The 22,571-nt window shown below is 59.0% G+C and carries 22 protein-coding genes; 14 read left to right on the top strand and 8 right to left on the bottom strand.

Going from position 1 to position 22,571, the window contains the following annotated elements:
• Positions 1 to 65 precede the first annotated feature (65 nt).
• The gene (locus ACZ0A4_RS23760; RefSeq protein WP_463576551.1) at positions 66 to 2,936 is read right to left on the bottom strand and encodes a putative bifunctional diguanylate cyclase/phosphodiesterase; all 2,871 of its coding nucleotides are present in this window, start codon (positions 2,934 to 2,936) and stop codon (positions 66 to 68) included.
• Positions 2,937 to 3,193: 257 nt separating this feature from the next.
• Between ACZ0A4_RS23760 and uvrD the strand changes: the two genes are divergently transcribed.
• The 4 genes from uvrD to ACZ0A4_RS23780 all read left to right on the top strand — a co-directional run bounded on the left by uvrD (position 3,194) and on the right by ACZ0A4_RS23780 (position 7,529).
• Positions 3,194 to 5,377, top strand: a complete 2,184-nt coding sequence (uvrD, locus tag ACZ0A4_RS23765) for a DNA helicase II (RefSeq protein ID WP_007912069.1) — start codon at positions 3,194 to 3,196, stop codon at positions 5,375 to 5,377.
• Between the two features lie 114 nt (positions 5,378 to 5,491).
• Positions 5,492 to 5,932, top strand: a complete 441-nt coding sequence (locus ACZ0A4_RS23770; RefSeq protein ID WP_123536736.1) for an EamA family transporter — start codon at positions 5,492 to 5,494, stop codon at positions 5,930 to 5,932.
• A gap of 176 nt (positions 5,933 to 6,108) precedes the next feature.
• Entirely contained in the window at positions 6,109 to 6,984 is an 876-nt protein-coding gene (locus ACZ0A4_RS23775) for a Tim44 domain-containing protein (protein WP_463576552.1), read from the top strand.
• 137 nt (positions 6,985 to 7,121) lie between these two features.
• Positions 7,122 to 7,529: an SMI1/KNR4 family protein gene (locus ACZ0A4_RS23780; protein ID WP_463576553.1), complete on the top strand. Its 408-nt coding sequence runs from the start codon at positions 7,122 to 7,124 to the stop codon at positions 7,527 to 7,529.
• Between the two features lie 21 nt (positions 7,530 to 7,550).
• On the opposite strand, the gene ACZ0A4_RS23785 is transcribed toward ACZ0A4_RS23780, so the two are convergent.
• Positions 7,551 to 9,314 (bottom strand): cation:proton antiporter, encoded by a 1,764-nt coding sequence (locus ACZ0A4_RS23785; protein WP_463576554.1) that lies wholly within the window; start codon positions 9,312 to 9,314, stop codon positions 7,551 to 7,553.
• Positions 9,315 to 9,594: 280 nt separating this feature from the next.
• Between ACZ0A4_RS23785 and ACZ0A4_RS23790 the strand changes: the two genes are divergently transcribed.
• Positions 9,595 to 10,077, top strand: coding sequence for an acyl-CoA thioesterase (locus ACZ0A4_RS23790; RefSeq protein ID WP_003229693.1), 483 nt, complete (start codon positions 9,595 to 9,597; stop codon positions 10,075 to 10,077).
• Between the two features lie 114 nt (positions 10,078 to 10,191).
• On the opposite strand, the gene pdxY is transcribed toward ACZ0A4_RS23790, so the two are convergent.
• A complete protein-coding gene (gene pdxY, locus ACZ0A4_RS23795) occupies positions 10,192 to 11,064 on the bottom strand; it encodes a pyridoxal kinase PdxY (RefSeq protein WP_422608980.1) in 873 nt (290 codons plus the stop codon).
• A 117-nt stretch (positions 11,065 to 11,181) separates the two neighbouring features.
• On the opposite strand from pdxY, the gene ACZ0A4_RS23800 reads away from it, so the two are divergent.
• On the top strand, positions 11,182 to 11,595 hold the full coding sequence (locus tag ACZ0A4_RS23800) for a DUF3301 domain-containing protein (protein WP_026000521.1): 414 nt from the start codon (positions 11,182 to 11,184) through the stop codon (positions 11,593 to 11,595).
• 6 nt (positions 11,596 to 11,601) lie between these two features.
• On the opposite strand, the gene ACZ0A4_RS23805 is transcribed toward ACZ0A4_RS23800, so the two are convergent.
• Complete coding sequence (locus tag ACZ0A4_RS23805) at positions 11,602 to 12,567, bottom strand: CobW family GTP-binding protein (RefSeq protein ID WP_463576555.1); 966 nt, start codon at positions 12,565 to 12,567, stop codon at positions 11,602 to 11,604.
• 30 nt (positions 12,568 to 12,597) lie between these two features.
• Between ACZ0A4_RS23805 and ACZ0A4_RS23810 the strand changes: the two genes are divergently transcribed.
• The gene (locus ACZ0A4_RS23810; protein WP_463576556.1) at positions 12,598 to 12,954 is read left to right on the top strand and encodes an NADH:ubiquinone oxidoreductase; all 357 of its coding nucleotides are present in this window, start codon (positions 12,598 to 12,600) and stop codon (positions 12,952 to 12,954) included.
• Positions 12,955 to 12,957: 3 nt separating this feature from the next.
• Here ACZ0A4_RS23810 and ACZ0A4_RS23815 read toward each other — a convergent pair whose 3' ends face one another.
• Together ACZ0A4_RS23815 and zigA are read right to left on the bottom strand one after the other, a co-directional pair.
• A complete protein-coding gene (locus ACZ0A4_RS23815; RefSeq protein WP_463576557.1) occupies positions 12,958 to 13,602 on the bottom strand; it encodes a DUF1826 domain-containing protein in 645 nt (214 codons plus the stop codon).
• On the bottom strand, positions 13,602 to 14,807 hold the full coding sequence (gene zigA / locus ACZ0A4_RS23820; RefSeq protein WP_463576558.1) for a zinc metallochaperone GTPase ZigA: 1,206 nt from the start codon (positions 14,805 to 14,807) through the stop codon (positions 13,602 to 13,604). The genes ACZ0A4_RS23815 and zigA overlap by 1 nt, the downstream gene beginning before the upstream one ends.
• 221 nt (positions 14,808 to 15,028) lie before the next feature.
• Between zigA and ACZ0A4_RS23825 the strand changes: the two genes are divergently transcribed.
• Positions 15,029 to 15,406 (top strand): glutamine synthetase, encoded by a 378-nt coding sequence (locus ACZ0A4_RS23825; RefSeq protein WP_463576559.1) that lies wholly within the window; start codon positions 15,029 to 15,031, stop codon positions 15,404 to 15,406.
• Here ACZ0A4_RS23825 and ACZ0A4_RS23830 read toward each other — a convergent pair.
• Complete coding sequence (locus ACZ0A4_RS23830) at positions 15,403 to 16,605, bottom strand: N-acetylmuramoyl-L-alanine amidase (protein WP_463576560.1); 1,203 nt, start codon at positions 16,603 to 16,605, stop codon at positions 15,403 to 15,405. The genes ACZ0A4_RS23825 and ACZ0A4_RS23830 overlap by 4 nt on opposite strands.
• Positions 16,606 to 16,689: 84 nt before the next feature.
• Here ACZ0A4_RS23830 and folE2 point away from each other — a divergent pair, with 84 nt between their 5' ends.
• Genes folE2 through ACZ0A4_RS23860 form a run of 6 tightly spaced genes read left to right on the top strand, consistent with a single transcriptional unit; the run spans position 16,690 to position 21,896 of the window.
• Entirely contained in the window at positions 16,690 to 17,586 is an 897-nt protein-coding gene (gene folE2 / locus ACZ0A4_RS23835) for a GTP cyclohydrolase FolE2 (RefSeq protein ID WP_463576561.1), read from the top strand.
• Entirely contained in the window at positions 17,583 to 18,251 is a 669-nt protein-coding gene (locus tag ACZ0A4_RS23840) for a metal ABC transporter ATP-binding protein (protein ID WP_463576562.1), read from the top strand. The genes folE2 and ACZ0A4_RS23840 overlap by 4 nt, the downstream gene beginning before the upstream one ends.
• On the top strand, positions 18,251 to 19,117 hold the full coding sequence (locus ACZ0A4_RS23845) for a metal ABC transporter permease (protein ID WP_463576563.1): 867 nt from the start codon (positions 18,251 to 18,253) through the stop codon (positions 19,115 to 19,117). Before ACZ0A4_RS23840 ends, ACZ0A4_RS23845 begins: the two co-directional genes overlap by 1 nt.
• Before the next feature lie 11 nt (positions 19,118 to 19,128).
• The gene (locus ACZ0A4_RS23850) at positions 19,129 to 20,004 is read left to right on the top strand and encodes a metal ABC transporter substrate-binding protein (RefSeq protein ID WP_463576564.1); all 876 of its coding nucleotides are present in this window, start codon (positions 19,129 to 19,131) and stop codon (positions 20,002 to 20,004) included.
• Positions 20,001 to 20,561, top strand: a complete 561-nt coding sequence (locus ACZ0A4_RS23855; protein ID WP_463576565.1) for a gamma carbonic anhydrase family protein — start codon at positions 20,001 to 20,003, stop codon at positions 20,559 to 20,561. The genes ACZ0A4_RS23850 and ACZ0A4_RS23855 overlap by 4 nt, the downstream gene beginning before the upstream one ends.
• 3 nt (positions 20,562 to 20,564) lie before the next feature.
• A complete protein-coding gene (locus ACZ0A4_RS23860; protein ID WP_463576566.1) occupies positions 20,565 to 21,896 on the top strand; it encodes a dihydroorotase in 1,332 nt (443 codons plus the stop codon).
• A 54-nt stretch (positions 21,897 to 21,950) separates the two neighbouring features.
• Here the strand turns inward: ACZ0A4_RS23860 and ACZ0A4_RS23865 are convergent, their stop codons facing one another.
• A complete protein-coding gene (locus ACZ0A4_RS23865) occupies positions 21,951 to 22,469 on the bottom strand; it encodes a DUF3617 domain-containing protein (RefSeq protein ID WP_034152149.1) in 519 nt (172 codons plus the stop codon).
• Positions 22,470 to 22,571: the final 102 nt, after the last annotated feature.

The following is a 22,571-nucleotide window of genomic DNA, read 5'->3' on the forward strand; positions in this document are numbered from 1 at the left end:
CTTTTTGCCTGCTCAATGCGTAACTCGATGTCCCCATATCAGGCGCGATGAGGTGCATGTAGCCCTTAAAACGGTTTTTCCTGTTCACGCAAAAGCCCGGCCAGGCTGTCAGCCTCCACGGGCCGGCTGATCAGATAGCCCTGCACTTCATCGCAACGCTCGGCGCGTAAAAACTCCAGCTGATCCTGTCGCTCGACGCCTTCAGCCACTACTTTCAACGACAGCCCATGGGCCATGGCAATGATCGCGCGAGTGATCGCCGCATCTTCGCTACCCTCACCCAACCCGCGTATGAACGCCTGATCGATCTTCACGTAATCCACCGGAATGCGCTTGAGGTAACTCAACGACGAATACCCGGTGCCGAAGTCGTCGATGGCCAGTTTCACCCCCAGATCGCGCAACTGCTGGAAGGTCGCGATGATGTGTTCGACGCTATCGAGCAACTGGCTTTCGGTCAGCTCCAGCTCGAGGTAGTGCGGCGCCAGACCGGTTTCCTCCAGCACCTGGCGCACCAGACTGACCAGCTTGCCCTGACGCAATTGATGCACCGACAGATTCACCGAAACGCGGATCGGCTCCAGTCCCTGACGCTGCCATTCGCAGGCCTGCCAGCACGCCTGGCGCAGGACGAATTCGCCGATTGGCCCGATCAGCCCGGTTTCCTCGGCCAGCCCGATGAAATCCCCCGGCGGTACTCGGCCCATGGTCGGGTGATCCCAGCGCACCAGCGCTTCCGCCGCATTCAGCCGTCCGGTTTGCAGGCACAGCTTCGGTTGATAAAACACCTTCAGCTGCTTTTCCTCGATGGCTTTGCGCAACTGGTTTTCCAGCTGCAAGCGCTCAAGGGTGCTGGCCTGCAGGCTGTCGGTGTAGAACTGGAAGTTGTTACCGCCCAAGTGTTTGGCGTGTTGCATCGCCATGTTCGACTGGCTGACCAGCGCAGAAATCTCCCGGGCATTGTCCGGCAGCATGCTGATGCCCATCGAGGCGCTGACCACCAATTCATGACCTTCAACCGTCAGCGGTAAACGCAGCTTGGTCGACAAGCGCGTGGCGACCCGGGCCAGACTCGACAGGTTGCCATAGGCATCGAACAACACCGCGAATTCATCCCCGGACAAGCGGGCGATGGTGTCGGCTTCCGGCAAGGCGTTGACTAATCGGCGCGCCATTTTCTGCAGTAACTGGTCGGCAATCTCATGGCCAAGGCTGTCGTTAAGCAATTTGAAACGATCGAGATTGATGTGCAGCAACGCCAGACTGCGTCGACCCTGACGCGAGCGCTGATGCGCTTCGTGCAAGCGCTCGCGGAACAGCGAGCGGTTAGCCAGTCCGGTGAGTTCGTCGTAGTGGGTCAGATAACGCATGCGCTCTTCGGACTCACGCCGCGCCGACAGATCGGCGAAGAAGCCAACGATATGACTGACACTTCCCCGACCATCACGCACCGCATTCAGTTGCAGCCACTGCGGATACAGCTCGCCGTTCTTGCGCGTCTCCACCAGTTCGCCCTGCCAACTGCCGTGCTGCTCCAATGCATGACGGATCGCCACGTAATGGCGACGAGCATCGCGGCTGCATGGCAGCTCGACGACGTTGCGCCCGAGCATGTCCTCGATGTCGTAACCGGTAACATGGCTGAACGCCTGATTGATCGCGATCAGCGCGTAATTCGGGTCGAGAATCACGATGCCTTCACTGGCCGCTTCGAACACCGTTGCCGCCAGCCGCTGCTGCTCTTCGAGACTTTTACTGGAGCTGATGTCGCGCCGGGTGCCGACCATGCGGATTACCCGGCCACTTTCGCTGCGCTCTACCGCGCGGCCACGGTCTTCGATCCAGACCCAATGGCCATCGCTGTGACGTACGCGGTATTCGATCTGGTAGTCCTCGGTGCGTCCCTTCAAATGCTCGATCAACGCGTATTTCAGCGTCGGCACATCGTCTGGATGCAGACGTGGCTTGAGGTCGCGCAGGAGCGCCGTGACGTATTCCGGAGCGAGGCCGAACAGTTCCTGAATCTGCGTGTGGTGGACTTCGTCGGTTTGCAGGTTCCAGTCCCACAGCCCCAGCTCACTGGCCTTCAACGCCAGCGCCAGGCGTGCTTCGCTTTTGCTCAAGGCCTGATTGGCGGCGTCCAGTTCTCGGCTGCGCTGGGCAACGCGGTCTTCGAGTTCGACCTGGGCTTCGCGCAGCTTGCCCTCGGCGCAGCGGCGCTGGTCGATTTCCTTGGCCAGTTCCAGATTGAGCTGCTCGCTGCGCGACTGCGTCTGTTGCATGTGTTCGATCAAGTGCTGGTTCTGGAAGCGCCGCAGTAAACCGCGATCAATCAGCCGATTGACCTGCCACGCCACCACGCTCAGGGAGCCGAGCAGGATCAGCCCGAGCCAGCCCCAACCGCGCGCCTGTTCGTCGCCGCCCCAGAACAGATAACCGATCGCCGGCAACAGGCAGGGCAAGGTAAACGACAGAAACGCCGGTAGGCTAACCGCATAGGCAACGCTGGCCGACAGGGTTGCAGCGCCAATCAGGCCGAACACCCAGGCTTGTTGCATGAAATTGTCGGCGGGCACCAAGGCGATGCCGGCGCCGGCCAGGGTCAGGCCGGTCATGGTCGAGCCGAGCAGAAACATCCGCCGCCAGATCGGTTGTGCCTGCCGATCAGGGATTGCCGAGTCGAACGCTGCGACCTGAATCACCCGCAACGCGACCAGCGACAGCAACCACACCAGCCAGACGCTGACCACGAAATAGCGCTGCGGGCTCCATAGCAAAGCGGCGCAGACCAGACCATTGATCAACATGAAAAGTGTGGGCAGCAACGAGCCTTGATACAGCAGACGCGTGCGCTCGACCGCCATTTCGACGGCATAGTGCTTGCGGATAACCCGGGGTTCCACGGAGGGGCCCGACAGTTCGGAGCTGAGGGTCATGGGCAACGTTCTTGTTCTTATAAGGAGGGCGTGCGCCCGAAACGTGGACGGAGCATACACAAGCCGATCCCGTTGCCAAACTGCTCCAGATCATAATTTCAGCGAAACTTTTCCGTCCTTTGCCACCAGCCAAACCCTTGGAGCGCGGCGGGCCGATGCCTGTAGGCAGTGACCGACCGGTCGTCATCGACAGCAGTTTCATCGGCTAATGCAAAGCTCGGTTTGCCCGGGCCTGCGGCGCACCCTAGAATGCCCCGATGCGCGATGATCTCTCCCTTCTGCTGAACTCCCTCAACGATGCCCAACGCCAGGCCGTAGCAGCCCCCGTTGGCCGTCAGTTGGTCCTGGCCGGTGCTGGCTCCGGTAAAACCCGAGTGCTGGTGCACCGTATCGCCTGGTTGATCCAGGTCGAAAACGCCTCGCCCCACTCCATTCTGTCGGTGACCTTCACCAACAAGGCCGCTGCCGAGATGCGTCATCGCATCGAGCAGTTGCTGGGTATCAACCCGGCCGGCATGTGGGTCGGCACCTTCCACGGCCTGGCGCACCGCTTGCTGCGGGCACACTGGCAGGAAGCCGGCTTGAGCCAGACTTTCCAGATTCTCGACAGCGACGACCAGCAACGGCTGGTCAAGCGGGTGATCCGCGAGCTGGGCCTGGACGAGCAACGCTGGCCCGCGCGTCAGGCGCAGTGGTTCATCAACGGCCAGAAAGACGAAGGTCTGCGCCCGCAACACATTCAGGCCAGCGGCGATTTGTATCTGGCGACCATGCGCGGCATTTACGAAGCCTACGAGGCGGCGTGCCAGCGTGCCGGCGTCATCGACTTCTCCGAACTGCTCCTGCGCGCCCTCGACTTGTGGCGCGATCACCCGGGCCTGCTGGCGCATTATCAAAAGCGCTTCCGGCATATTCTGGTGGATGAGTTCCAGGACACCAACGCCGTGCAGTACGCCTGGTTGCGCCTGCTCGGCAAGGGCGGCGACAGCCTGATGGTGGTCGGCGACGATGACCAGTCGATTTACGGCTGGCGCGGCGCGAAGATCGAAAACATTCATCAGTACTCGTCCGACTTCGCCGACTCGGTGACCATTCGTCTGGAGCAGAATTACCGCTCCACCGCCGGCATCCTCAAAGCCGCCAACGCACTGATCGCCAACAACACCGGACGTCTCGGCAAAGAACTGTGGACCGACGGGGGTGATGGCGAAGCAATCAATCTGTACGCCGCGTTCAATGAACACGACGAAGCACGCTACGTTGTCGAAACCATCGAAAGCGCGCTGAAAACCGGCTTGGCTCGCAGCGATATTGCGATTTTGTATCGCTCCAACGCCCAATCGCGCGTTCTGGAAGAAGCCTTGCTGCGCGAGCGCATTCCGTACCGCATCTATGGTGGTCAGCGCTTCTTCGAGCGTGCGGAAATCAAGAACGCCATGGCATATCTGCGCTTGCTCGAAGGTCGCGGCAACGATGCGGCGCTGGAGCGGGTGATCAACGTGCCGGCCCGTGGCATTGGCGAAAAAACCGTCGAAGCGATCCGCGATCACGCACGCCACAGCGACGTGTCGATGTGGGAGGCGATGCGCCAACTGGTCGCCAACAAAGGCCTGACCGGTCGCGCGGCGGGTGCGCTGGGTGCGTTTATCGAGCTGATCGAGAACCTCGCCGCCAAGTGCATGGAAATGCCGCTGCACCTGATGACGCAAACCGTCATCGAGCAGTCCGGCCTCATTGCCTACCACGAAGCGGAAAAAGGTGAGAAAGGCCAGGCCCGGGTAGAAAACCTTGAGGAACTGGTCAGCGCCGCGCGCAACTTCGAGAACACCGAAGAAGACGAAGAACTGACGCCACTGGCGGCATTCCTCGGCCACGCTTCGCTGGAGGCTGGCGACACTCAGGCTGACGAACACGAAGACAGCATTCAGCTGATGACCCTGCACAGCGCCAAAGGCCTGGAATTCCCTTACGTGTTCCTCGTGGGTATGGAAGAAGGCCTGTTCCCGCACAAGATGAGTCTGGAAGAACCAGGACGTCTTGAGGAAGAGCGACGCCTGGCCTACGTCGGCATCACCCGGGCGATGCAGAATCTGGTGATGACCTATGCTGAAACCCGACGCCTGTACGGCAGCGAGACTTACAACAAAGTCTCTCGTTTCGTACGCGAGGTGCCGAAGGGTCTGATTCAGGAAGTGCGTTTGTCGAACAGCGTCAGCCGTCCGTTCGGCGGCAACCAGTCGATGAGCGGCAGCAACCTGTTCAGTGGCAGCGAAATCCCGGAAACGGGTTTCAGCCTCGGTCAGGCGGTGCGCCACTCGATCTTTGGTGACGGTGTGATCCTCAACTTCGAAGGTGCCGGCGCGCAGGCACGGGTGCAGGTCAACTTCAGCGAAGGCAGCAAGTGGCTGATGCTCGGTTACGCCAAGCTGGAAGCTATCTAAAAGCGAAAAAAGATCGCAGCCTTCGGCAGCTCCTACAGGGAATTGGGTGTATCTGTAGGAGCTGCCGGGGCTGCGATCTTTTGATCTAAACCCATCCGGAACAGGGCAGTGCAAATGGGCTCAGGCTTCTTTTCTTCCTGGACATTCTGGGCCCTGCTCTCGGCCACTTTCGCCGCATTGACGGCGATCTTCGCCAAAGTCGGCATCGAAAACGTCAATTCCGACTTCGCCACTCTGCTGCGCACCATCGTGGTACTGGTCAGTCTGGCCTTGATTTTGTACGCAACGGGCCAATATCAGTCATTAGGATCGATCTCCGCCAAGAGCTACCTGTTCCTGCTGTTGTCCGGACTGGGCACCGGCGCGTCGTGGCTATGCTACTTCCGCGCGTTGAAAGTCGGCCCGGCCTCGCTGGTCGCACCGGTGGATAAACTCAGCGTGGTGCTGGTGGCGGTGCTCGGCGTGATCCTGCTGGGCGAGAAACTTGATCTGCGCCAGTGGGGCGGTATCGGCCTTATCACCGCCGGTGTGGTGTTGCTGGCGTTTCGTCGCTAAACAGTTTTCGCACTGAATCTGACGCGATTTCCTACAGCCAAAAGTACATGGCCTTATTGCCCCGACCGAGCTGAACGTAACCTGTCAGGCAAAAGCCCGAAACACTCTCTCGCTAGCCAGTAACACTTCAGCTGTGCAACATGGCGCGCGTGTCTCCACAAACGGGAATTCCCTTTATGAAACGTTTTCTTAGCATCGCCATGGCGTTGTGCATCGGCCTGACGATGAGCCTCGACGCCAACGCCAAGCGCTTTGGTGGTGGCAAAAGCGCCGGCGCTGCGCCGACGCACCAGACCAGCCAGATGGCTCCTTCTTCTCCAGGTGTCGGCGGCGCTGCTGCGACCGCAGGTGCTGCCGGTGCCGCAGGCGCTGCCGCCAAGGCCGGCGGTGCTTCGAAATGGCTCGGCCCTCTGGCCGGTATCGCCGCCGGTGGCCTGCTGGCGTCCATGTTCATGGGCGGCGGCTTCCAGGGCATGCAGATCTTCGACATTCTGATCATGGCCGTGATCGCATTCGTGATCTTCCGCTTCATCGCCGCGCGTCGACGCAAGCAGCAGGAGCAATTCGCTCCGGCCGGCGCGCCGATGCAGCGTGAAGCGTTCGAGCACAAGCCTGCGGCCATGGGTTCGATCTTCGGTGGTTCGGCTGCACCTGCTGCCGCCCGTCCGGTGATCAACGCGCCGGCCTGGTTCAACGAGCAGAACTTCCTTGAAGCTGCACGCAGCCACTTCCAGTCGCTGCAGCAGCACTGGGATGCCAACGAAATGGACAAGATCGCCGAGTTCGTGACCCCGCAAATGCTCGAGTTCCTCAAGCGTGAGCGTGCGGATCTGGGCGACGCGTTCCAGTCGACCTACATCGACAACCTCCAGGTACAACTGGATGGCGTGGATGACCGTGCCGACAAGACCATCGCCACCCTGACCTTCAGCGGTGTGTCGAAGACCTCGCGCTTCGACCAGGGCGAAGTGTTCAGCGAAAGCTGGAACATGGAACGTCCGCAGGGCGACAACCAGCCTTGGCTGGTTGCCGGTATCCGCCAGAACGGCTGATCCCTCGCGCGCTTCACTTGCTGTAATAAAAACCCCAGCCTCGGCTGGGGTTTTCTATTTCGCGGTTGCATCTATAGCGAGCTACTGTATAAACCGGCCCATATAAACCGCGCCATTCAAGCAAGAGGATCCCGGACGTGGAAGAAATCATCGAACAACTGCGTGAAGCCAACGAACCCGTGCCGGTTCCTTTGGAATTGCCTGACGAAGACCAACTGGTGGAAGTCGAAGAAGAACTCTTCATCAACATTCCGTTCGTCTTCAAAGAGTTTTTGCTGACCGTCAGCGACGTGGTGTACGGCAGCCTGGAGCCGGTGACTGTCACCGACCCGCAATCGCACACCTATCTGCCGGAGGTTGCGGCCAATGCCTGGGACATCGGCGTACCGCGTGACCTGATCCCGATCTGCCAGGATGGTGAGAACTACTACTGCGTCGAGGAAGACGGCACTGTGGTGCTGTGGTCCGGCGAAGAAGAGCTGATCACCGAAGAGTCCTGGGAATCGGTGTGGCACTGGGCGCGGGACGTCTGGCTGGAAAGCTGATCGGCCAGCCGCCCCGGCAGGTCAGTGCCCCGACGACTCCTTGTGGTTGTCGAGGGTTTCCAGCAGCGCCACCTGCATCCGCGTGTGCACGCGGATGAACCAGCGCCAGAGCAGCGCCGCCACGGCGGCCGCGACCACGGCGATCAGGACCAGCAACTTGTTGGTTGGCAAGATACTGGCCGACAAGGCTGCCAACAGCAGGAAAATCACCAGCAGCGAGAGAATCGGGATCACTTCGGAGATCACCCGACGCACTCGCTGCGTGTGACGCCCGGCCATCTCTGGCTTCACCCCCATCTCCGCCAGCAGCATCGACAACGCCTTGAGCTTGCGATACGCCGCAATCAAAAACGGCAGAGAGACCAGCAACGCCCCGCCCCAGATCAACGCCTTCTGCCAGCTCGGATCGCTGATCCAGTCTTGCAGCGACATCGAGATGCGTTCGGCGAAATACGCGCCGGCGAAGAAGATCGCGATGACCAGCGCCAGATTGACCCCGACCTGCAGCAAGATTTTGCGAATGATTGAAGCCAGCATCGCGCCCTCGCCTTGCGGCTGGATACTGCGCAACCATTCGCCGTACATACCCAGCACGCGACCGAGACGCTTGGGCACGGCCGCCGACAACTTGATCGACAGCGGATCTGCCGCACGAATCAGATACGGTGTCAGTAGCGTCGTAATCACCGATACCGCGACGGCGACCGGATAGAGGAAGTTACTGGTGACCTGCAAGGTCATCCCCAGCGCGGCAATAATGAAGGAAAATTCGCCGATCTGTGACAGCCCCATCCCGACGCGCAGTGAGGTGCGTCCGTCATTGCCGGCGATAAAGGCCCCGAGGCCGCAGGACAACATCTTGCCGAGCACAACAGCGACGGTGATCACTGCAATCGGCCACGCGTATTGCAGCAGAATCAGCGGATCAAGCATCAGTCCGATGGCCACAAAGAAGATTGCGCTGAACAAGTCGCGAACCGGCTCGATCAGCCGCTCGATCTTCAGCAATTGCCGCGACTCGGCCATGATCGCACCGATCAGGAAGGCACCGAGGACCATGCTGTATTCGAGTTTGACCACCAGCAGGCAGAAGCCGAAACACAGGCCGAGCACGGTGATCAGCAGCATCTCGTTGCTTTCGAATTTGGCCACATAGGCCAGCAGGCGCGGCACCAGCAAAATGCCGATGACCAGCGCGACGATCATGAACAGCGACAGCTTGCCGACCGTGGAAAACACTTCACCGGAGCTGACGGTGCCACTCACTGCGATGCTCGACAGTAGCGCGATGATGCCGATGCCGAGGATGTCTTCGACGATCAGCACGCCGAAGATCAACTGCGCGAAACGCTCATTCTTCATCTTCAGGTCATTGAGTGCCTTGACGATGATAGTGGTCGAGGAGATCGCCAGAATTGCGCCGAGGAACAGCGAGTCCATGGTGTTCCAGTCGAACCAGCGGCCGATTTCGTAGCCGATCCAGATCATCAGGACGATTTCCAGGAACGCCGCAATAAACGCCGTGGCGCCGACCTTGAACAGCTTGCGCAGGCTGAACTCCAGGCCGAGGCAGAACATCAGGAAGATCACCCCGAGTTCGGCGAGGGTTTTGATGGTTTCTTCGTCGTGGATCAGGCCGAACGGCGGCGTATGCGGGCCGATGATAAAGCCGGCGACGATATAGCCAAGCACCACCGGCTGCTTGAAGCGATGAAACAACACGGTCACCACACCTGCGACCAACATGATCACTGCCAGGTCCTGAATAAAACTGATGGCATGCATGGCGTGGGCTCCCTGAATGACAAGGCTCGCGGGCAGACGTCAGAAAAGTCTGGGCGAGCTAGGTAAAAATCCGCTTTTGGTGTGGGAATTGCCCTTGAGGCGGGCTTTTGCAGGGTAACACCGCGACTTCCGCCTGGAAGGCGGTGCAATATATGGAAACAGATCGATTCCGGCGTGACGGCGGCCAGTCGCCCGGCGTCCCGATAACGGTGCTTTTGAAAAAGCGACCAGGCACCCGCAGAGGTGCTTCCAGCAACCAGCCTTGATCCGTGAGAACGTTATGGAACCCGGAAACGCCCAGCTGTCGATGACGGTACTGATGACCCCCGACATGGCCAACTTCTCTGGCAATGTCCACGGCGGCACCCTGCTCAAATACCTCGACGAAGTGGCTTATGCCTGCGCGAGCCGCTATGCCGGCCGCTACGTGGTGACCCTGTCGGTGGATCAGGTGATTTTCCGCGAGCCGATCCATGTCGGCGAACTGGTGACCTTCCTCGCTTCGGTCAACTACACCGGCAACACGTCGATGGAAGTCGGCATCAAAGTGGTGACCGAAAACATCCGCGAACGCTCGGTGCGCCACACCAACAGCTGCTTCTTCACCATGGTGGCGGTGGATGACCAACGCAAGCCGGCAGCGGTGCCGCCGCTGCAACCGCAGAACAGTGAAGACAAGCGTCGTTACATGCAGGCGCAGCAGCGTCGGCAGATTCGTCAGGAGCTGGAGAAGCGCTATCAGGAGATCAAGGGCGACGCCTGAGATTTTTAGCGCTCAGACCGCTTTCGCGAGCAGGCTCGCTCCCACATTGGTTCTGCGGCGTACACAAAACTAAATGTGGGAGTGAGCTTGCTCGCGAATGGGGGCAGCGCGGTCTTAAAGACTGATTGCAGTAGCCTCGAACTTCACCCGCGGATGCGCAATCCGATCCTGCGCCCGCACCAGTTGCAACTCATAACTGGCGCAGGCCTGAGTCTCCAGCAGCACCTCATGCACCGCCGCCGCCGTGAACTCAAACGCGGCCACCAGACTGTCGCCCAGCAGCACCCGCGCCAGAAACAGGCCGGACGTCAGGTCGCCCACACCGACTGGCTGACGCGGAAATGCCAGCAGCGGACGGCGCAAGTGCCAGCTGCCCTCGGCCGTCACCAGCAACATCTCAAAGCCATCGGCCGGTTTGCCCGGATAATCCAGATGCTTGACCAGCACCGCTTTCGGCCCACGTGCCAGCAACGCCCGCGCCATCGCCAGGCAATCGAACAGCGACTGCGGCTTGCGCCCGGAAAAGCTGTCCAGCTCCAACTGGTTGGGGCACATGATGTCCGCCACGGCCGCCGCCTCGTCCAGGAGGAAGTCGCTGACCTCGGTCGGCACGCTACAACCCTTCTCCGGGTGGCCCATCACCGGATCACACAGATACAGCGCTTTCGGATTGACCGATTTGATGCGCTCGACGCCGCTGAGAATTGCCCGGCCCTGCGCCGCGCTGCCGAGGTATCCGGACAGCACCGCATCGCAGTTGCCCAGCTCGCCAATCGCGGCGATGCCTTCGACCAGCTCGGGAATCTGCTGCGGCGCCAACACTTCGCCGGCCCATTGGCCGTACTGGGTGTGGTTGGAAAACTGCACGGTGTTGAGCGGCCAGACATTGACCCCGACCCGCTGCATCGGAAAAACCGCGGCGCTGTTGCCGGCGTGGCCGAACACCACGTGGGACTGAATGGCGAGCAGATGAGGCGTACGTTTCATTCGGGTCATTCCGTAAAACGATTGAAATTCAAGCCGCGCAGTATGCGACGAAACGCAGCCTGTACGACAGACCAGCGACGCAGTTAAGCTGACGCTATCTTTTGGAGTTCGATGTTGATGCTGACCCTGGAAAACATCTTCGTGCTGATACTGTTTGCCGCTGCCGGCGCATGGCTATGGCACAACCACGGCTTGCGCGAACGCGCGCTGGAGCGGGTCAAACAGCATTGTCTGAACGTGCGGGTCGAGCTGCTCGACGGCAACGTTGCACTGAAGAAGATCGGTTTCATCAAAGACGCCAACGGTCGCCGGCGACTGGCGCGGGTGTACAACTTCGAGTTCACCGTGACTGGCGAAACCCGTCATAACGGCACCATCACCCAGTTTGGCGCGCACAGTGCGCAGATCGAACTGGCACCCTACCCGGCACCGTTCGACGACACACCACCGGTGGTTGAAGTGCACAAGCCTCGAGCGGAAGTTATCGAGCTAAGCCAGTGGCGGCAGGAACACACCAAGTGGAAGCCTTGAGCTGACTCACTGAATCCGGCATAACGCCAAGCCCTTCTGCAATTCAGCGATATTGTGCAGATCGACGAAGATCAGCTCGATTCGCGAATCTTTCCGCCATTCGCTAGCCTGCCAAATCAGCTCTCTGTTATCCAAAGCATTCGCAGACACCCAGCCCTCCGAGCTGTGGATAACCAGTTTCGCCCGCTGCCAATTGAGGCTGGCTAGCCAGTCAGCCAAGCGCCGCTTGTCGAACGTCTGCCCCGGATGCCAACGCCAACCTATGCTCCAGCCCCCCTCCTGCGCCTGACTCAGGCAAATCGGCAGCGTCGGATCAGTCCAGACGGCCGGTATTTGTCCTGATCCCTTGGGTACAGCCAGGTTATCCACACCGTTGAGCGCTTTTGCGGCCAGGCCCGGCAATTCGCTAAGGCTCAATTGCGCCTCTCGAGTCCAGATCAACGGCACTGCCGGCAACTGGCTGGCGATTTTTTCCCTGGCCCTGTCATCAAGGTTTTCAGCCTTGTTCAACAACAGCAGACCAGCGGTTGCCAAGGCTCCCTGTTGCGCTGCGGGCAAGTCTTTCCCCGCTTCAAGCGCCTGAGCGTCCAGCACCAAAACACACGGCTGCACCGCCAGTACACCCAACCACGGCGCCTCATTCAATTGCTTGAGCAACTGTACTGGATGCCCCAGCCCGGACGGCTCGATAAACAGTCGGTGGGGCTTGGCCTTGCGCAACAAACGCCCCAGGCCAATCTGAAACGGCGCGCCATTGACGCAACACAGGCAGCCTCCGGCCACTTCGCCCAGTGCGATACCATCGGCATCACTCGTCAGCAGCGCGGCATCGAGGCCGATCTGGCCGAACTCGTTGATCAGCACCGCCCAGCGCTCGCCGGCCGGCCGCTGGGTCATCAACTGACGAATCAGGCTGGTCTTGCCGGCACCCAAAGGGCCAGCAATGACATGGGTAGGAATGTTCTGCAACATGGCCGGGAGCTTTCTTGGGAGATTCAAAAGATGCGTTGGATAGGATGGTCGTTGCTGTTGACGCTGCTGTCGAGCGAAGCGTGGGCTCAGGCCTGCGTAGTGCACAGTCAGGGCGAGCGGCTCGACGTCAAAGTCTGTCAGCAGAACCGCAATATTCCTGAAAAACTGTTCAACGACGGCTTCTGCCAGCCAACCCTGGCCGGGCAAAAAGTCGAGGTGCAATACGCCGATGAATGCCCGAGAGGCGCGTTTGGCGTGTGCAGCAACGCGCAAGTCGCCAATATGCCTTATCGCCAGGATATCCACTATTACGGCGTCGCCACGGATGCCGCGTATCTGAAGCCGTACTGCGAAGGCCAGAGCCAGGGTTCGTGGCTCAAGCCTTGAGCGTCAGCCGAGCCAGTCCAGGGTCAGTATCAAGCGACGCTCGCCTGCGGCCGGTTGCGGCGAACGGTGAATCAGACCGAAGCCTTCATTGCCGTGCCATTTCTCGCCTTTCAGTAAGGCGACGTCGCCGCTCTTGAGTTGCTGTATTTGCGCTTGGGGTTCGGCGTTGGCCTGCCCCAATTGACTGCGATCCATCGCGCCTTCCTTGAGCCATTGGCTGCCGGCGCCGGCGTAGGTCGTGATCAGCCGCACCGGCACATGATCAACGTGGAAGCGCGGGCACATGGCTTTATCCAGCACCCGCAGGCGCAGGCCGATTCGCCGCGCACCGAGCAAGCAGGCGAAGGCACTGACTAACCATTTCAGGTCGGCGATAAAGCCTTCGTAGCCCTCCAGATCGCGCAAGCCCAGAGCCAGACCGGCAAGATCAGGCTCCACGTCTTCATCTGGCAACTCCAGACACAGCGACTCCGCCAGAGGCTCGTTGAGCGACAGGAGCAAGTGGGCAAACTCGCTGATGTGCAAAGGCAGTTGACGCTGCCAGACAGCGAGGTTGGTGTCGTCTTCCAGAATCCGTGCCAGTGCTTTCGGCGTCGGATCTTGATGTTGATGGCGGTTACGGTTTTGCAGCAGTTTGAGTGCAAGCATCAGGCGGCCTCTTCGTGCCAAGGGCCGAATGGATCTGGCAACAATCGCCAGCCTTCGACACCTAGCGCCATTTCTTCATCGGTGAGCTGACAAGCATCGAGTTCGGCAGAGAGCTGCAGGAAATCAATGTTCTGCCCGATGAACACCAGTTCCTGGCGGCAGTCTCCTACGCTCGGCATCCAGTTTTCCATGATGGCTGCGGTGCTTTCCTGATCTTGTGGCCACTGATCCTTCGGTACAAAACGCCACCAGCGCCCGGCAAAACCGTGGCGCATCAGACCGCCGGCCTGCGACCAGCTGCCGGCATCGGTGGGCTTGCTCGCGAGCCAGAAGAAGCCTTTGGAGCGCAGCAACTTGCCGTTCAACCACGGACGGTCAATGAAGCTGAAGAAGCGTTGCGGATGAAACGGGCGACGCGCGCGGTACGCCGTTGAAGCGATGCCGTATTCGTCGGTTTCCGGCACGTGTTCACCTCGCAGCTCTTGCAGCCAACCCGGCGCTTGCGCGGCTCTTTCGAAGTCAAAACGACCGGTATTGAGGATCTTTTCCAGCGGCACCTCGCCCATCACCATCGGGATGATTTCGGCCTGAGCGTTGAGGCGCTTGAGGATGGCCGTCAGTTCTTCGCGCTGGCTTTGGCTGATCAGGTCGATTTTGCTGATCAACAGCACATCGGCGAATTCGATTTGTTCGATCAACAGATCGGTGATCGAGCGTTCGTCTTCTTCGCCGAGAATCTCGCCACGGGAGGCGAGACTCTCGGCCGCGTGGTAGTCCGGCAGGAAATTCAAGCCGTCGACTACAGTGACCATGGTGTCGAGACGCGCGATGTCGGAGAGGCTCTGGCCGTGTTCATCGCGGAAGGTAAAGGTTTCGGCCACGGGCAGTGGTTCGGAGATTCCGGTGGATTCGATCAACAAATAGTCGAAGCGGCCCTCACGGGCGAGTTTGCTGACCTCTTCAAGCAGGTCTTCGCGTAACGTACAGCAGATACAGCCGTTACTCATTTCTACAATTTTTTCTTCTGCGCGGTTTAAGCTGACATCACGCTGAACTTCGCTGCCATCGATATTGATCTCGCTCATATCATTGACGATGACGGCTACACGCAAACCCTTGCGATTACGTAGTACGTAATTCAAAAGTGTACTTTTTCCAGCGCCAAGAAATCCTGAAAGTACGGTAACGGGCAATTCGGCTGACATTGGATAATCCTCTTTAAATCGCAGCCGATTAGCGCTTTGCTGGCGCTTGGCGTTTTTGTGCTTCATGCGATGGTTTTCGCTGAAAGTAAACGCTTGGAATCGGCTTGCTCAGGCTCGGTCATCATTTATGTTATAGTATAACACCACTAATAAACCAGCCTTCCTCTTGTCTTGAGCGATAAACCGCAGGAAGCTGAGTCGATACCACTCCGGAATTCGTAATGAAGACTGCGCTGAAATGCTCGTTGTTGAGCCTTGGATTGTTGATGATCGGCCATGCATCGGCTCAGGTACCGGCGCTTGCGACCTGCACACGCAGCGCAAATCTGTTGGCCTGCGTCGATGTCGACGGCGACGCCTATAGCGTCAATACCGTCGGCAGCACCCTTTATCTGCGTGGGTTTGAAAAGGCTGGCCAGCGTTATTGGGCGCAAACCAATAGCCGTTTCGGCCAATTGACGTTCTTCACCGGCATCGCCTCTGACGGCGAAGCCTGGGTCGGCTACACACGACGCGTCGGTTGGACGACGATCAATCGCTTCTCCAGCTCGGGTGGTAGCAGCGCGAAGTTCACTTGCAGCCGGATTACCGGCTGTTAGACCTGCGCCTTATGCTGCTCTTGCTGCCAGGCAAGGTAGCTGTCAACGGGAGGATTCTTTTCAAAGTAGCGCTGTAACCCTTTGAACAACCCGTCTGCCACGGCTTGCTGATGCCGAGCGGTGACCAGACGCTGACTGTCGCGCACATTGGAAATGAAGCCGGTTTCCACCAGAATTGAAGGCACGTCCGGCGATTTCAGTACTGCGAATCCGGCCTGTTCCACGCGCTTCTGGTGCAGAGTCGTAATGTTGGCAAGGCTGCCCAGCACCGTGCTGCCGAGCTGCAAACTGGCAGCAATTGTCGCGTTCATCGACATATCGAGAATCACCCCGGCGAGCATCGGATCCTTATCTTTCAAATTGAGCAGGCTTGTCGCACCAAGCAGGTCCGCGCCGTTCTCTTGCTGCGCCATGAAGCGTGCAGTCGCCGACGTTGCGCCACCCTCAGAAAGGCAATATACCGATGCGCCAGATGCCGTCAGACGCGGCGCTGCATCGGCATGCACCGAGATAAAAATGTCGGCTTTGTGCTGACGGGCGATCGCCACGCGCTTGCGCAATGGAACGAAAAAGTCATCATTGCGTACCAGTTTTACGTCGAAGCCTTTCTCTTTTTTCAAACGCCTAGCCAGCATCTGCGCGATGGAAAGCACTACATCTTTTTCCCGTTCGCCCTTGGCGCCAACCGCGCCGGGATCCTTGCCGCCATGTCCCGGATCAACGACTACGATGATGTCGCGCTTCGGATGAGCGCTAATCTGCGGTGTTTCACGTGGAACCTTTGGGGCTACTGGCATCGGATTCGCGCTGACCAAATCCAATACCAAGCGATGACTTTGCCCGTCTTGCGGCGCCAAAAGGAAACTGTTCAGCAGCACGGGATTGCTTAGATCAAGAACAATCCGCGTATCACCCAGACCAAAAGGCCCGGATCGAATCGACCGTATAACCGAGCCATCCAGCGCTAACTGACTGAAATCGCCGCTCAAGCTAGCCCCACTCACATCAATGATTAGCCGTTCAGGCGCATTGAGTGTGAAGGTCCTGTAGCGAACCGGCCCGCTCAAGTCGAACACCAACTGGACTTTGTCCTCAGATCGCCAAAGTCGTGCCTGGCGAATTTGCGTAGCTGACACACTGAAGGGCAAAGCGAAAGCAGCGCTGGCCAAAATCAGATTGAGCACGTGACGTCTGTGCATATGAAAACCCGTTCATGAAAAAGACATCGTGATTCGCATTGTTATAATGTAACATTGAATTGAATCACCATGATGGTCCCGAACATGAATTCGCTTTCACTCCCGGATATCGCCGCGCAGACCGCTCGCCAAGTTCTGCCACTCGAATGGGTGGGCATGCACGGAATCGCATTACCTGTTTTATTGGAAGGCCAACACCTGAGTGCCAAGGCTGACGCCGGAGTGAGTCTGGATGACGGCGAGGCGCGCGGCATTCATATGTCGCGACTGTATTTGGCTCTGGAAGCGCTCGAACAGAAGCGCGTGACACCCGCTCTTCTGCACCAGGTGCTCAAGCGTTTTCTGGAAAGCCACGAAGGTTTATCCAGCCGTGCTTACCTGAATATTCACACTGATCTGCTGATGAAAAGGCCAGCGTTGATCAGTCCATTGGCTGGCTGGAAGTCCTATCCAGCGACGATTTTGGCCAGCCTGAAAAACAAAGTGTTCCACGTGGAACTCCAAATAGAAGTGCCCTACTCCTCGACTTGCCCGTGCTCCGCGGCACTGGCCCGGCAGTTGATCCAGCAGCAATTCATCGACGACTTTGCCAATAAAAGCCTTCATCACGCAGACGTTCTGGCCTGGCTCGGCTCCACCCATGGCATCGTCGCAACGCCTCACAGCCAGCGCAGCACCGCGCGACTGCATCTACATCTCGACGAGTTCATCGATGAGCTCCCATTGAGCGTGATTATCAATGACGCCGAAGCGGCCCTTGGCACCGCTGTACAAACCGCAGTAAAACGCGCGGACGAACAAGCCTTCGCCCTCGCTAACGGCCAGAACCTGATGTTCTGTGAAGATGCCGCGCGTCGGCTGAATCTGGCATTGCGTCGCACCCCAGGAGTCAGCGCATTCAACCTCCGAGTCATTCACGCCGAAAGCCTGCACGCCCACGATGCCGTCGCCGAAAGCCACTGGCAGCGTGAACAAGCATGATCCGCTGCCAATCCCTGAGTTGGGGCGCACCCGGCCAACCACTAACGACCCCGCTGAGTCTTGAGTTCGACAGTGGCAGCTTGACCGCCATTATCGGTGCCAATGGCTGCGGCAAGAGCAGCCTGTTGAAGGTCATCGCCGGATTGCAAAAACCTTTGGCAGGTAACGTTGCCCTCAGTGTTCCACGTCAAAGCGGATTGTCCTTCCTGCCCCAGCAACAGCATCTGGATCGCCAATTCCCCATCAGCCTCGAAGAACTGGTCGTCGCTGGTTTCTGGGGACGAAGACTATCGACTCAACTACGAAACCAGCGCTTCAAAGACGCACTGGAAAACTGGCACCTCAGCGGCCTTGAACAGCGTCCACTCATGGCCCTATCCGGCGGGGAACTACAACGTGCCCTACTCGCTCGTCTGAGTTTGACCGACGCTGCGGTGCTACTGCTCGACGAACCCCACGCAGCACTCGATGAGCTCGGCCAACAACTGCTTTGGCAGCACATCCATACCTGGCATGGCGAAGGTCGAACACTGGTCGTCGTGTGTCACGACCTCGCCGCCGTACGCCAGCACATCCCGCAAACCTTGCTGATCAAAAACCGCGAATGCGTGTTCGGAGCCAGCAACGAATTGATCCAGCAAACCCCTCACACGCAGGTGGCCTGATGCTCGCCGTCACTCACCTTTGGCAACCGTTCAACGAATTCGTGTTCATGCGTCGCGCCCTGCTCGGCGGTCTTGTATTAGCGTGCAGCACCGCGCCGCTCGGCGTGTTCTTGATCCTGCGACGGATGAGCCTGATCGGTGATGCAGTGGCCCACGGAATACTTCCCGGCGCTGCATTGGGTTTCTGGTTCGCCGGTCTGAGTCTGCCTGCACTGTCGCTCGGCGGTCTTGGGGCCGGCCTTAGCATGGCCGGCCTCGCCGCCTGGATCACCCGCCGCACAGGCCTGCGCGAAGACGCCAGTCTCGCTGCGATCTACCCCATTTCTCTCGCCAGCGGCGTACTGATTCTCGGCATCGCCGGCAAACGCCTTGATCTGTTGCATCTGCTGTTCGGCTCGGCGTTAGCCGTCGATGGCCCGACCCTCGCCGGCATGTTATGGGTTTCGGGATTCAGCCTGATCGCCATGGCGCTGATCTACAAGCCGCTGTTGCTCGACACCCTCGACCCGTTGTTCTTGAGAACGGTCAGCCGCCTCGGCCCTATCGCCCACGGCGTCTTTCTGACTCTGGTCGTACTCAATCTGGTGATCGGCTTTCAGGCCATCGGCGCTCTGATGGTGGTTGGACTGATGATGCTTCCCGCCGTCGCTTCGCGATTCTGGAGCCGCCGTCTGCCGATCCTGATTGCTATCGCGGCCGTCATAGGTTGCCTCTCGGTGTGGTTCGGCTTGCTGCTGTCGTTCTACTACTCGCTGCCCAGCGGCCCGGCCATCGTGCTGGTCGCGGGCCTCGGCTATCTGCTGTCCGTGGTGTTCGGGCCGGTTCACGGTTTGTTGCGCCGCCCGCCTTTGCTCACATCCCAATGAGGTGTTTCCCGATGCGCGCTCTACTCGTGTTGCTCAGCCTGATGCTGTCGATGTCCTTGTCGGCGGCGGAAAAATTACCGGTGGTCACCAGCTTCAGCATCCTCGCCGACATGGTGCATCAGGTCGGCGGCGAGCATATCCAGATCACCAACATGGTCGGCCCGGACGCTGACGCACACACCTACGAGCCGACACCGGACGATGCCAAAGCGTTGCTCGGCGCCAAACTGATCATCAAGAACGGCCTCGGGTTCGAGCCGTGGCTGGACCGGCTGGTAACCAGCACCGAGACCAAAGCCACAGTGGTCAGTGCCAGTCATGGCGTGATTCCCCGCTCACTGGATGAGGACGGCGAAACCGTTCCAGACCCGCACGCTTGGCATAATCTGGCGAACGCCGAGTTGTATATCGCCAATATCACCAAAGCACTCGTCGCTGCGGATCCTGCGAACAAAGCCGACTACGAACGCAACAGCAAAACTTACCTGAAGCAGATCTATGCCCTGCTCGCCGATGCCAAAGCCAAACTCGGGGCGCTGCCTCCGGGCAACCGCAAAATCGTCACCAGCCACGATGCCTTCGGTTATCTCGGTCAGGCGTACGGTATCGACTTCATGGCACCGCAAGGCCTTTCCACCGAACGCGAACCCTCGGCCGCCGAAGTCGCTGCGCTGATTACTCAGATTCGCCAAGCCCACGTCAAAGCCGTGTTCATGGAAAACATCAAAGACGCGCGCCTGCTCAAACAGATCGTCGACGAAAGCGGCGCACACATTGGTGGCACGCTCTACTCCGACGCCCTCGCCGCGAGTGGTCCGGCCAGCACCTTTACCGGTCTGTTCCAATACAACCTCAACACCCTCTACAACGCGCTGAGCCAACCATGATCCGCAAAAACCCATCAGGTGATTTGCCACAAATTGCCGAGTCAGCCTACGTCGACAATACCGCAATCATCTGCGGCAAAGTGGTGATCGGTGAGAACGTGTTCGTCGGTCCCTACGCGGTGATCCGCGCCGACGAAGTAGATGCCTCGGGTGAAATGGAGCCGATCACCATCGGTGCCAATTCGAATATCCAGGATGGCGTGGTCATCCATTCCAAGTCGGGCGCAGCAGTGACCATCGGTGAGTCCACGTCCATCGCCCACCGCTCGATCGTGCACGGCCCCTGCGTCGTTGGCGACCGCGTGTTCATCGGTTTCAACAGCGTGTTGTTCAACTGCGTCGTCGGCAATGGTTGCGTAGTGCGACACAACTCAGTGGTCGACGGCCGCGATTTGCCGGCCGCCTTCTATGTGCCCTCCACGACTCGCATCGGCCCGAATACCGACCTCTCGCAATTTCCACCGGTGAGTGTCAGCGCTTCGGAGTTTTCCGAAGACGTGGCGCGAACCAACGTCGATCTGGTGCGCGGCTACAAAGCCTTGCAGAACGAGTTCTGAACCATGAGCAGCGTGCTGATTCGCAATGCAAGGCTGGTCAATGAAGGACGTGAGTTCGACGGCGATCTATTGGTCAGCAACGGGCGCATCGTCAAGATTGCTCGCAGCATCGAAGGCGAAAGCGCCAAGGTGGAAATCGACGCGAATGGCCAATGGTTGTTGCCTGGGATGATTGACGACCAAGTGCACTTTCGTGAGCCTGGTGCGCCAGCCAAGGGCAGCATTCATAGCGAATCTCGGGCGGCGGTTGCCGGCGGCATCACCAGTTTCATGGACATGCCCAATACCAACCCGGCCACCCTCACCCTCGAAGCGCTGGCCGACAAAAAGCGCCGGGCGGCGCTCGGTTCGGTGGCCAATTACGGCTTTCACTTTGGCGTGAGTCAGGACAACCTCGACGCGGTTGCGGCTCTCAATCCCTGCGAAGTGGCCGGGGTGAAAGTGTTTATGGGCGCGTCCACCGGCAATATGTTGGTGGATGATCCGCAAATTCTTGAGCGACTGTTCGCCGAGGTGCCAACGATCCTGTTGGCCCACTGCGAACACACCCCGAGTATCGACGCAAATGCGGCCAACCTGCGTGAGCTGTTCGGCGAACGAATCCCGCCCGGTGCTCACCCGCTCATTCGCAATACCGAGGCGTGTTATCGCTCCTCTTCACTGGCGGTCCAGTTAGCCAAACGGCACGGTACTCGGCTCCATGTTTTGCACCTGACCACAGCGCGTGAACTGGCGTTGTTCGAGGACAAAGCGCTGGCGCAAAAACGCATCAGCGCTGAAGTCTGTCTGCATCATTTGCTGTTTGATGATCGCGATTACCCAAGCCTCGGGAACTTGATCAAGTGCAACCCGGCGATCAAGACTCAGACCGATCGCGATGCGTTGCGCGCGGCCCTGAACAGCAATCTACTGGACGTGATCGGCAGTGACCACGCGCCACATACCTGGGAAGAAAAGCAGCGAGCTTATGCGCAGGCACCTTCTGGATTACCGCTGGTACAACATGCGTTGCCAGCGTTAATGGAGCTGGTGGCGGATGGGGTTTTGCCAATCACCACACTGGTGGCGAAGACCAGCCATCGCGTCGCGGATCTGTTTGCGATTCCGGATCGGGGTTATTTACGGGAAGGGTATTGGGCGGATCTGGTGCTGGCTGAACGGCAAACGCTGGAGGTCGATCGACAACCGATTCTGTCGCAGTGTGGATGGACACCGTTTGCCGGGCGCAGTTTTCGGCATCGGGTGAATGCGACGATTGTTTCGGGGCAGATTGCCTGGCGGGAGGGCCGGGTGAATGAGGGTTGTCGCGGGTTGGCGCTGAGGTTTATGCGCTGAACGTTATGATGCCTTCGCGAGCAGGTCGAATCGTCGCACCTGCTCGCGAAGCTTTTAAGCCCTAGGCTTCACAGCGCCGCAATCCTGGCCCAGCCAAACTGCGCGAGTCTCCAGACTGCCCTTCTGATTGATCCCGATCGCGTTGAACGTGCCGTTGGCCACGGTGGTGAACTCACGATCACTGAGGAACGTTGCCACTCCGGTGCCCTGCGCTTTCGGGCAACTGAAACGGAATTTCCACTGGTTGCCCGTGCGATCGGTGATCTGCTGTTTGCAACCCGATTGCGGGTCGGCCAACGGGATATCATTGGTCGCCACTTGCTCCGGCGTCAGACACGCGCGGATGCCTTTGCCGCCGATATTGATCCCGTTCTTTTCCAGCGCCGCGCGTTGCTGCGGGGTCATCTGACCTTGCAGCTGGCCAAGGATTGATTGCACATCCATCGGCTGGTCATCGACCTTGACGTTGCTCGATGTCATTTCCCACAGCCCCGGCTGCAGCATCTGCGCCTGCGCAACCACCGGCAATGCCAAACCCAGGCCCAGCGCCAAACCCAGCAGACGAACGTTCATCGAAAAACTCCTGATCAGTAGTGGCCGTTAGACGTCGGCCGATTGCTTCGGTTCATGCACCAATTAAATAGCGACATTCGCGACAGAACATGGTCTGTTAAG

This window comes from Pseudomonas sp. AC172 (genome assembly GCF_979258595.1).

Coding starts and splice junctions, on each gene's coding strand:
- ACZ0A4_RS23760 (WP_463576551.1), bottom strand. CDS start 2,936: ATGACCCTCAGCTCCGAACTGTCGGGCCCCTCCGTGGAACCCCGGGTT.
- uvrD (WP_007912069.1), top strand. CDS start 3,194: ATGCGCGATGATCTCTCCCTTCTGCTGAACTCCCTCAACGATGCCCAA.
- ACZ0A4_RS23770 (WP_123536736.1), top strand. CDS start 5,492: ATGGGCTCAGGCTTCTTTTCTTCCTGGACATTCTGGGCCCTGCTCTCG.
- ACZ0A4_RS23775 (WP_463576552.1), top strand. CDS start 6,109: ATGAAACGTTTTCTTAGCATCGCCATGGCGTTGTGCATCGGCCTGACG.
- ACZ0A4_RS23785 (WP_463576554.1), bottom strand. CDS start 9,314: ATGCATGCCATCAGTTTTATTCAGGACCTGGCAGTGATCATGTTGGTC.
- ACZ0A4_RS23790 (WP_003229693.1), top strand. CDS start 9,595: ATGGAACCCGGAAACGCCCAGCTGTCGATGACGGTACTGATGACCCCC.
- pdxY (WP_422608980.1), bottom strand. CDS start 11,064: ATGAAACGTACGCCTCATCTGCTCGCCATTCAGTCCCACGTGGTGTTC.
- ACZ0A4_RS23800 (WP_026000521.1), top strand. CDS start 11,182: ATGCTGACCCTGGAAAACATCTTCGTGCTGATACTGTTTGCCGCTGCC.
- ACZ0A4_RS23805 (WP_463576555.1), bottom strand. CDS start 12,567: ATGTTGCAGAACATTCCTACCCATGTCATTGCTGGCCCTTTGGGTGCC.
- ACZ0A4_RS23810 (WP_463576556.1), top strand. CDS start 12,598: ATGCGTTGGATAGGATGGTCGTTGCTGTTGACGCTGCTGTCGAGCGAA.
- ACZ0A4_RS23815 (WP_463576557.1), bottom strand. CDS start 13,602: ATGCTTGCACTCAAACTGCTGCAAAACCGTAACCGCCATCAACATCAA.
- zigA (WP_463576558.1), bottom strand. CDS start 14,807: ATGTCAGCCGAATTGCCCGTTACCGTACTTTCAGGATTTCTTGGCGCT.
- ACZ0A4_RS23825 (WP_463576559.1), top strand. CDS start 15,029: ATGAAGACTGCGCTGAAATGCTCGTTGTTGAGCCTTGGATTGTTGATG.
- ACZ0A4_RS23830 (WP_463576560.1), bottom strand. CDS start 16,605: ATGCACAGACGTCACGTGCTCAATCTGATTTTGGCCAGCGCTGCTTTC.
- folE2 (WP_463576561.1), top strand. CDS start 16,690: ATGAATTCGCTTTCACTCCCGGATATCGCCGCGCAGACCGCTCGCCAA.
- ACZ0A4_RS23840 (WP_463576562.1), top strand. CDS start 17,583: ATGATCCGCTGCCAATCCCTGAGTTGGGGCGCACCCGGCCAACCACTA.
- ACZ0A4_RS23845 (WP_463576563.1), top strand. CDS start 18,251: ATGCTCGCCGTCACTCACCTTTGGCAACCGTTCAACGAATTCGTGTTC.
- ACZ0A4_RS23850 (WP_463576564.1), top strand. CDS start 19,129: ATGCGCGCTCTACTCGTGTTGCTCAGCCTGATGCTGTCGATGTCCTTG.
- ACZ0A4_RS23855 (WP_463576565.1), top strand. CDS start 20,001: ATGATCCGCAAAAACCCATCAGGTGATTTGCCACAAATTGCCGAGTCA.
- ACZ0A4_RS23860 (WP_463576566.1), top strand. CDS start 20,565: ATGAGCAGCGTGCTGATTCGCAATGCAAGGCTGGTCAATGAAGGACGT.
- ACZ0A4_RS23865 (WP_034152149.1), bottom strand. CDS start 22,469: ATGAACGTTCGTCTGCTGGGTTTGGCGCTGGGCCTGGGTTTGGCATTG.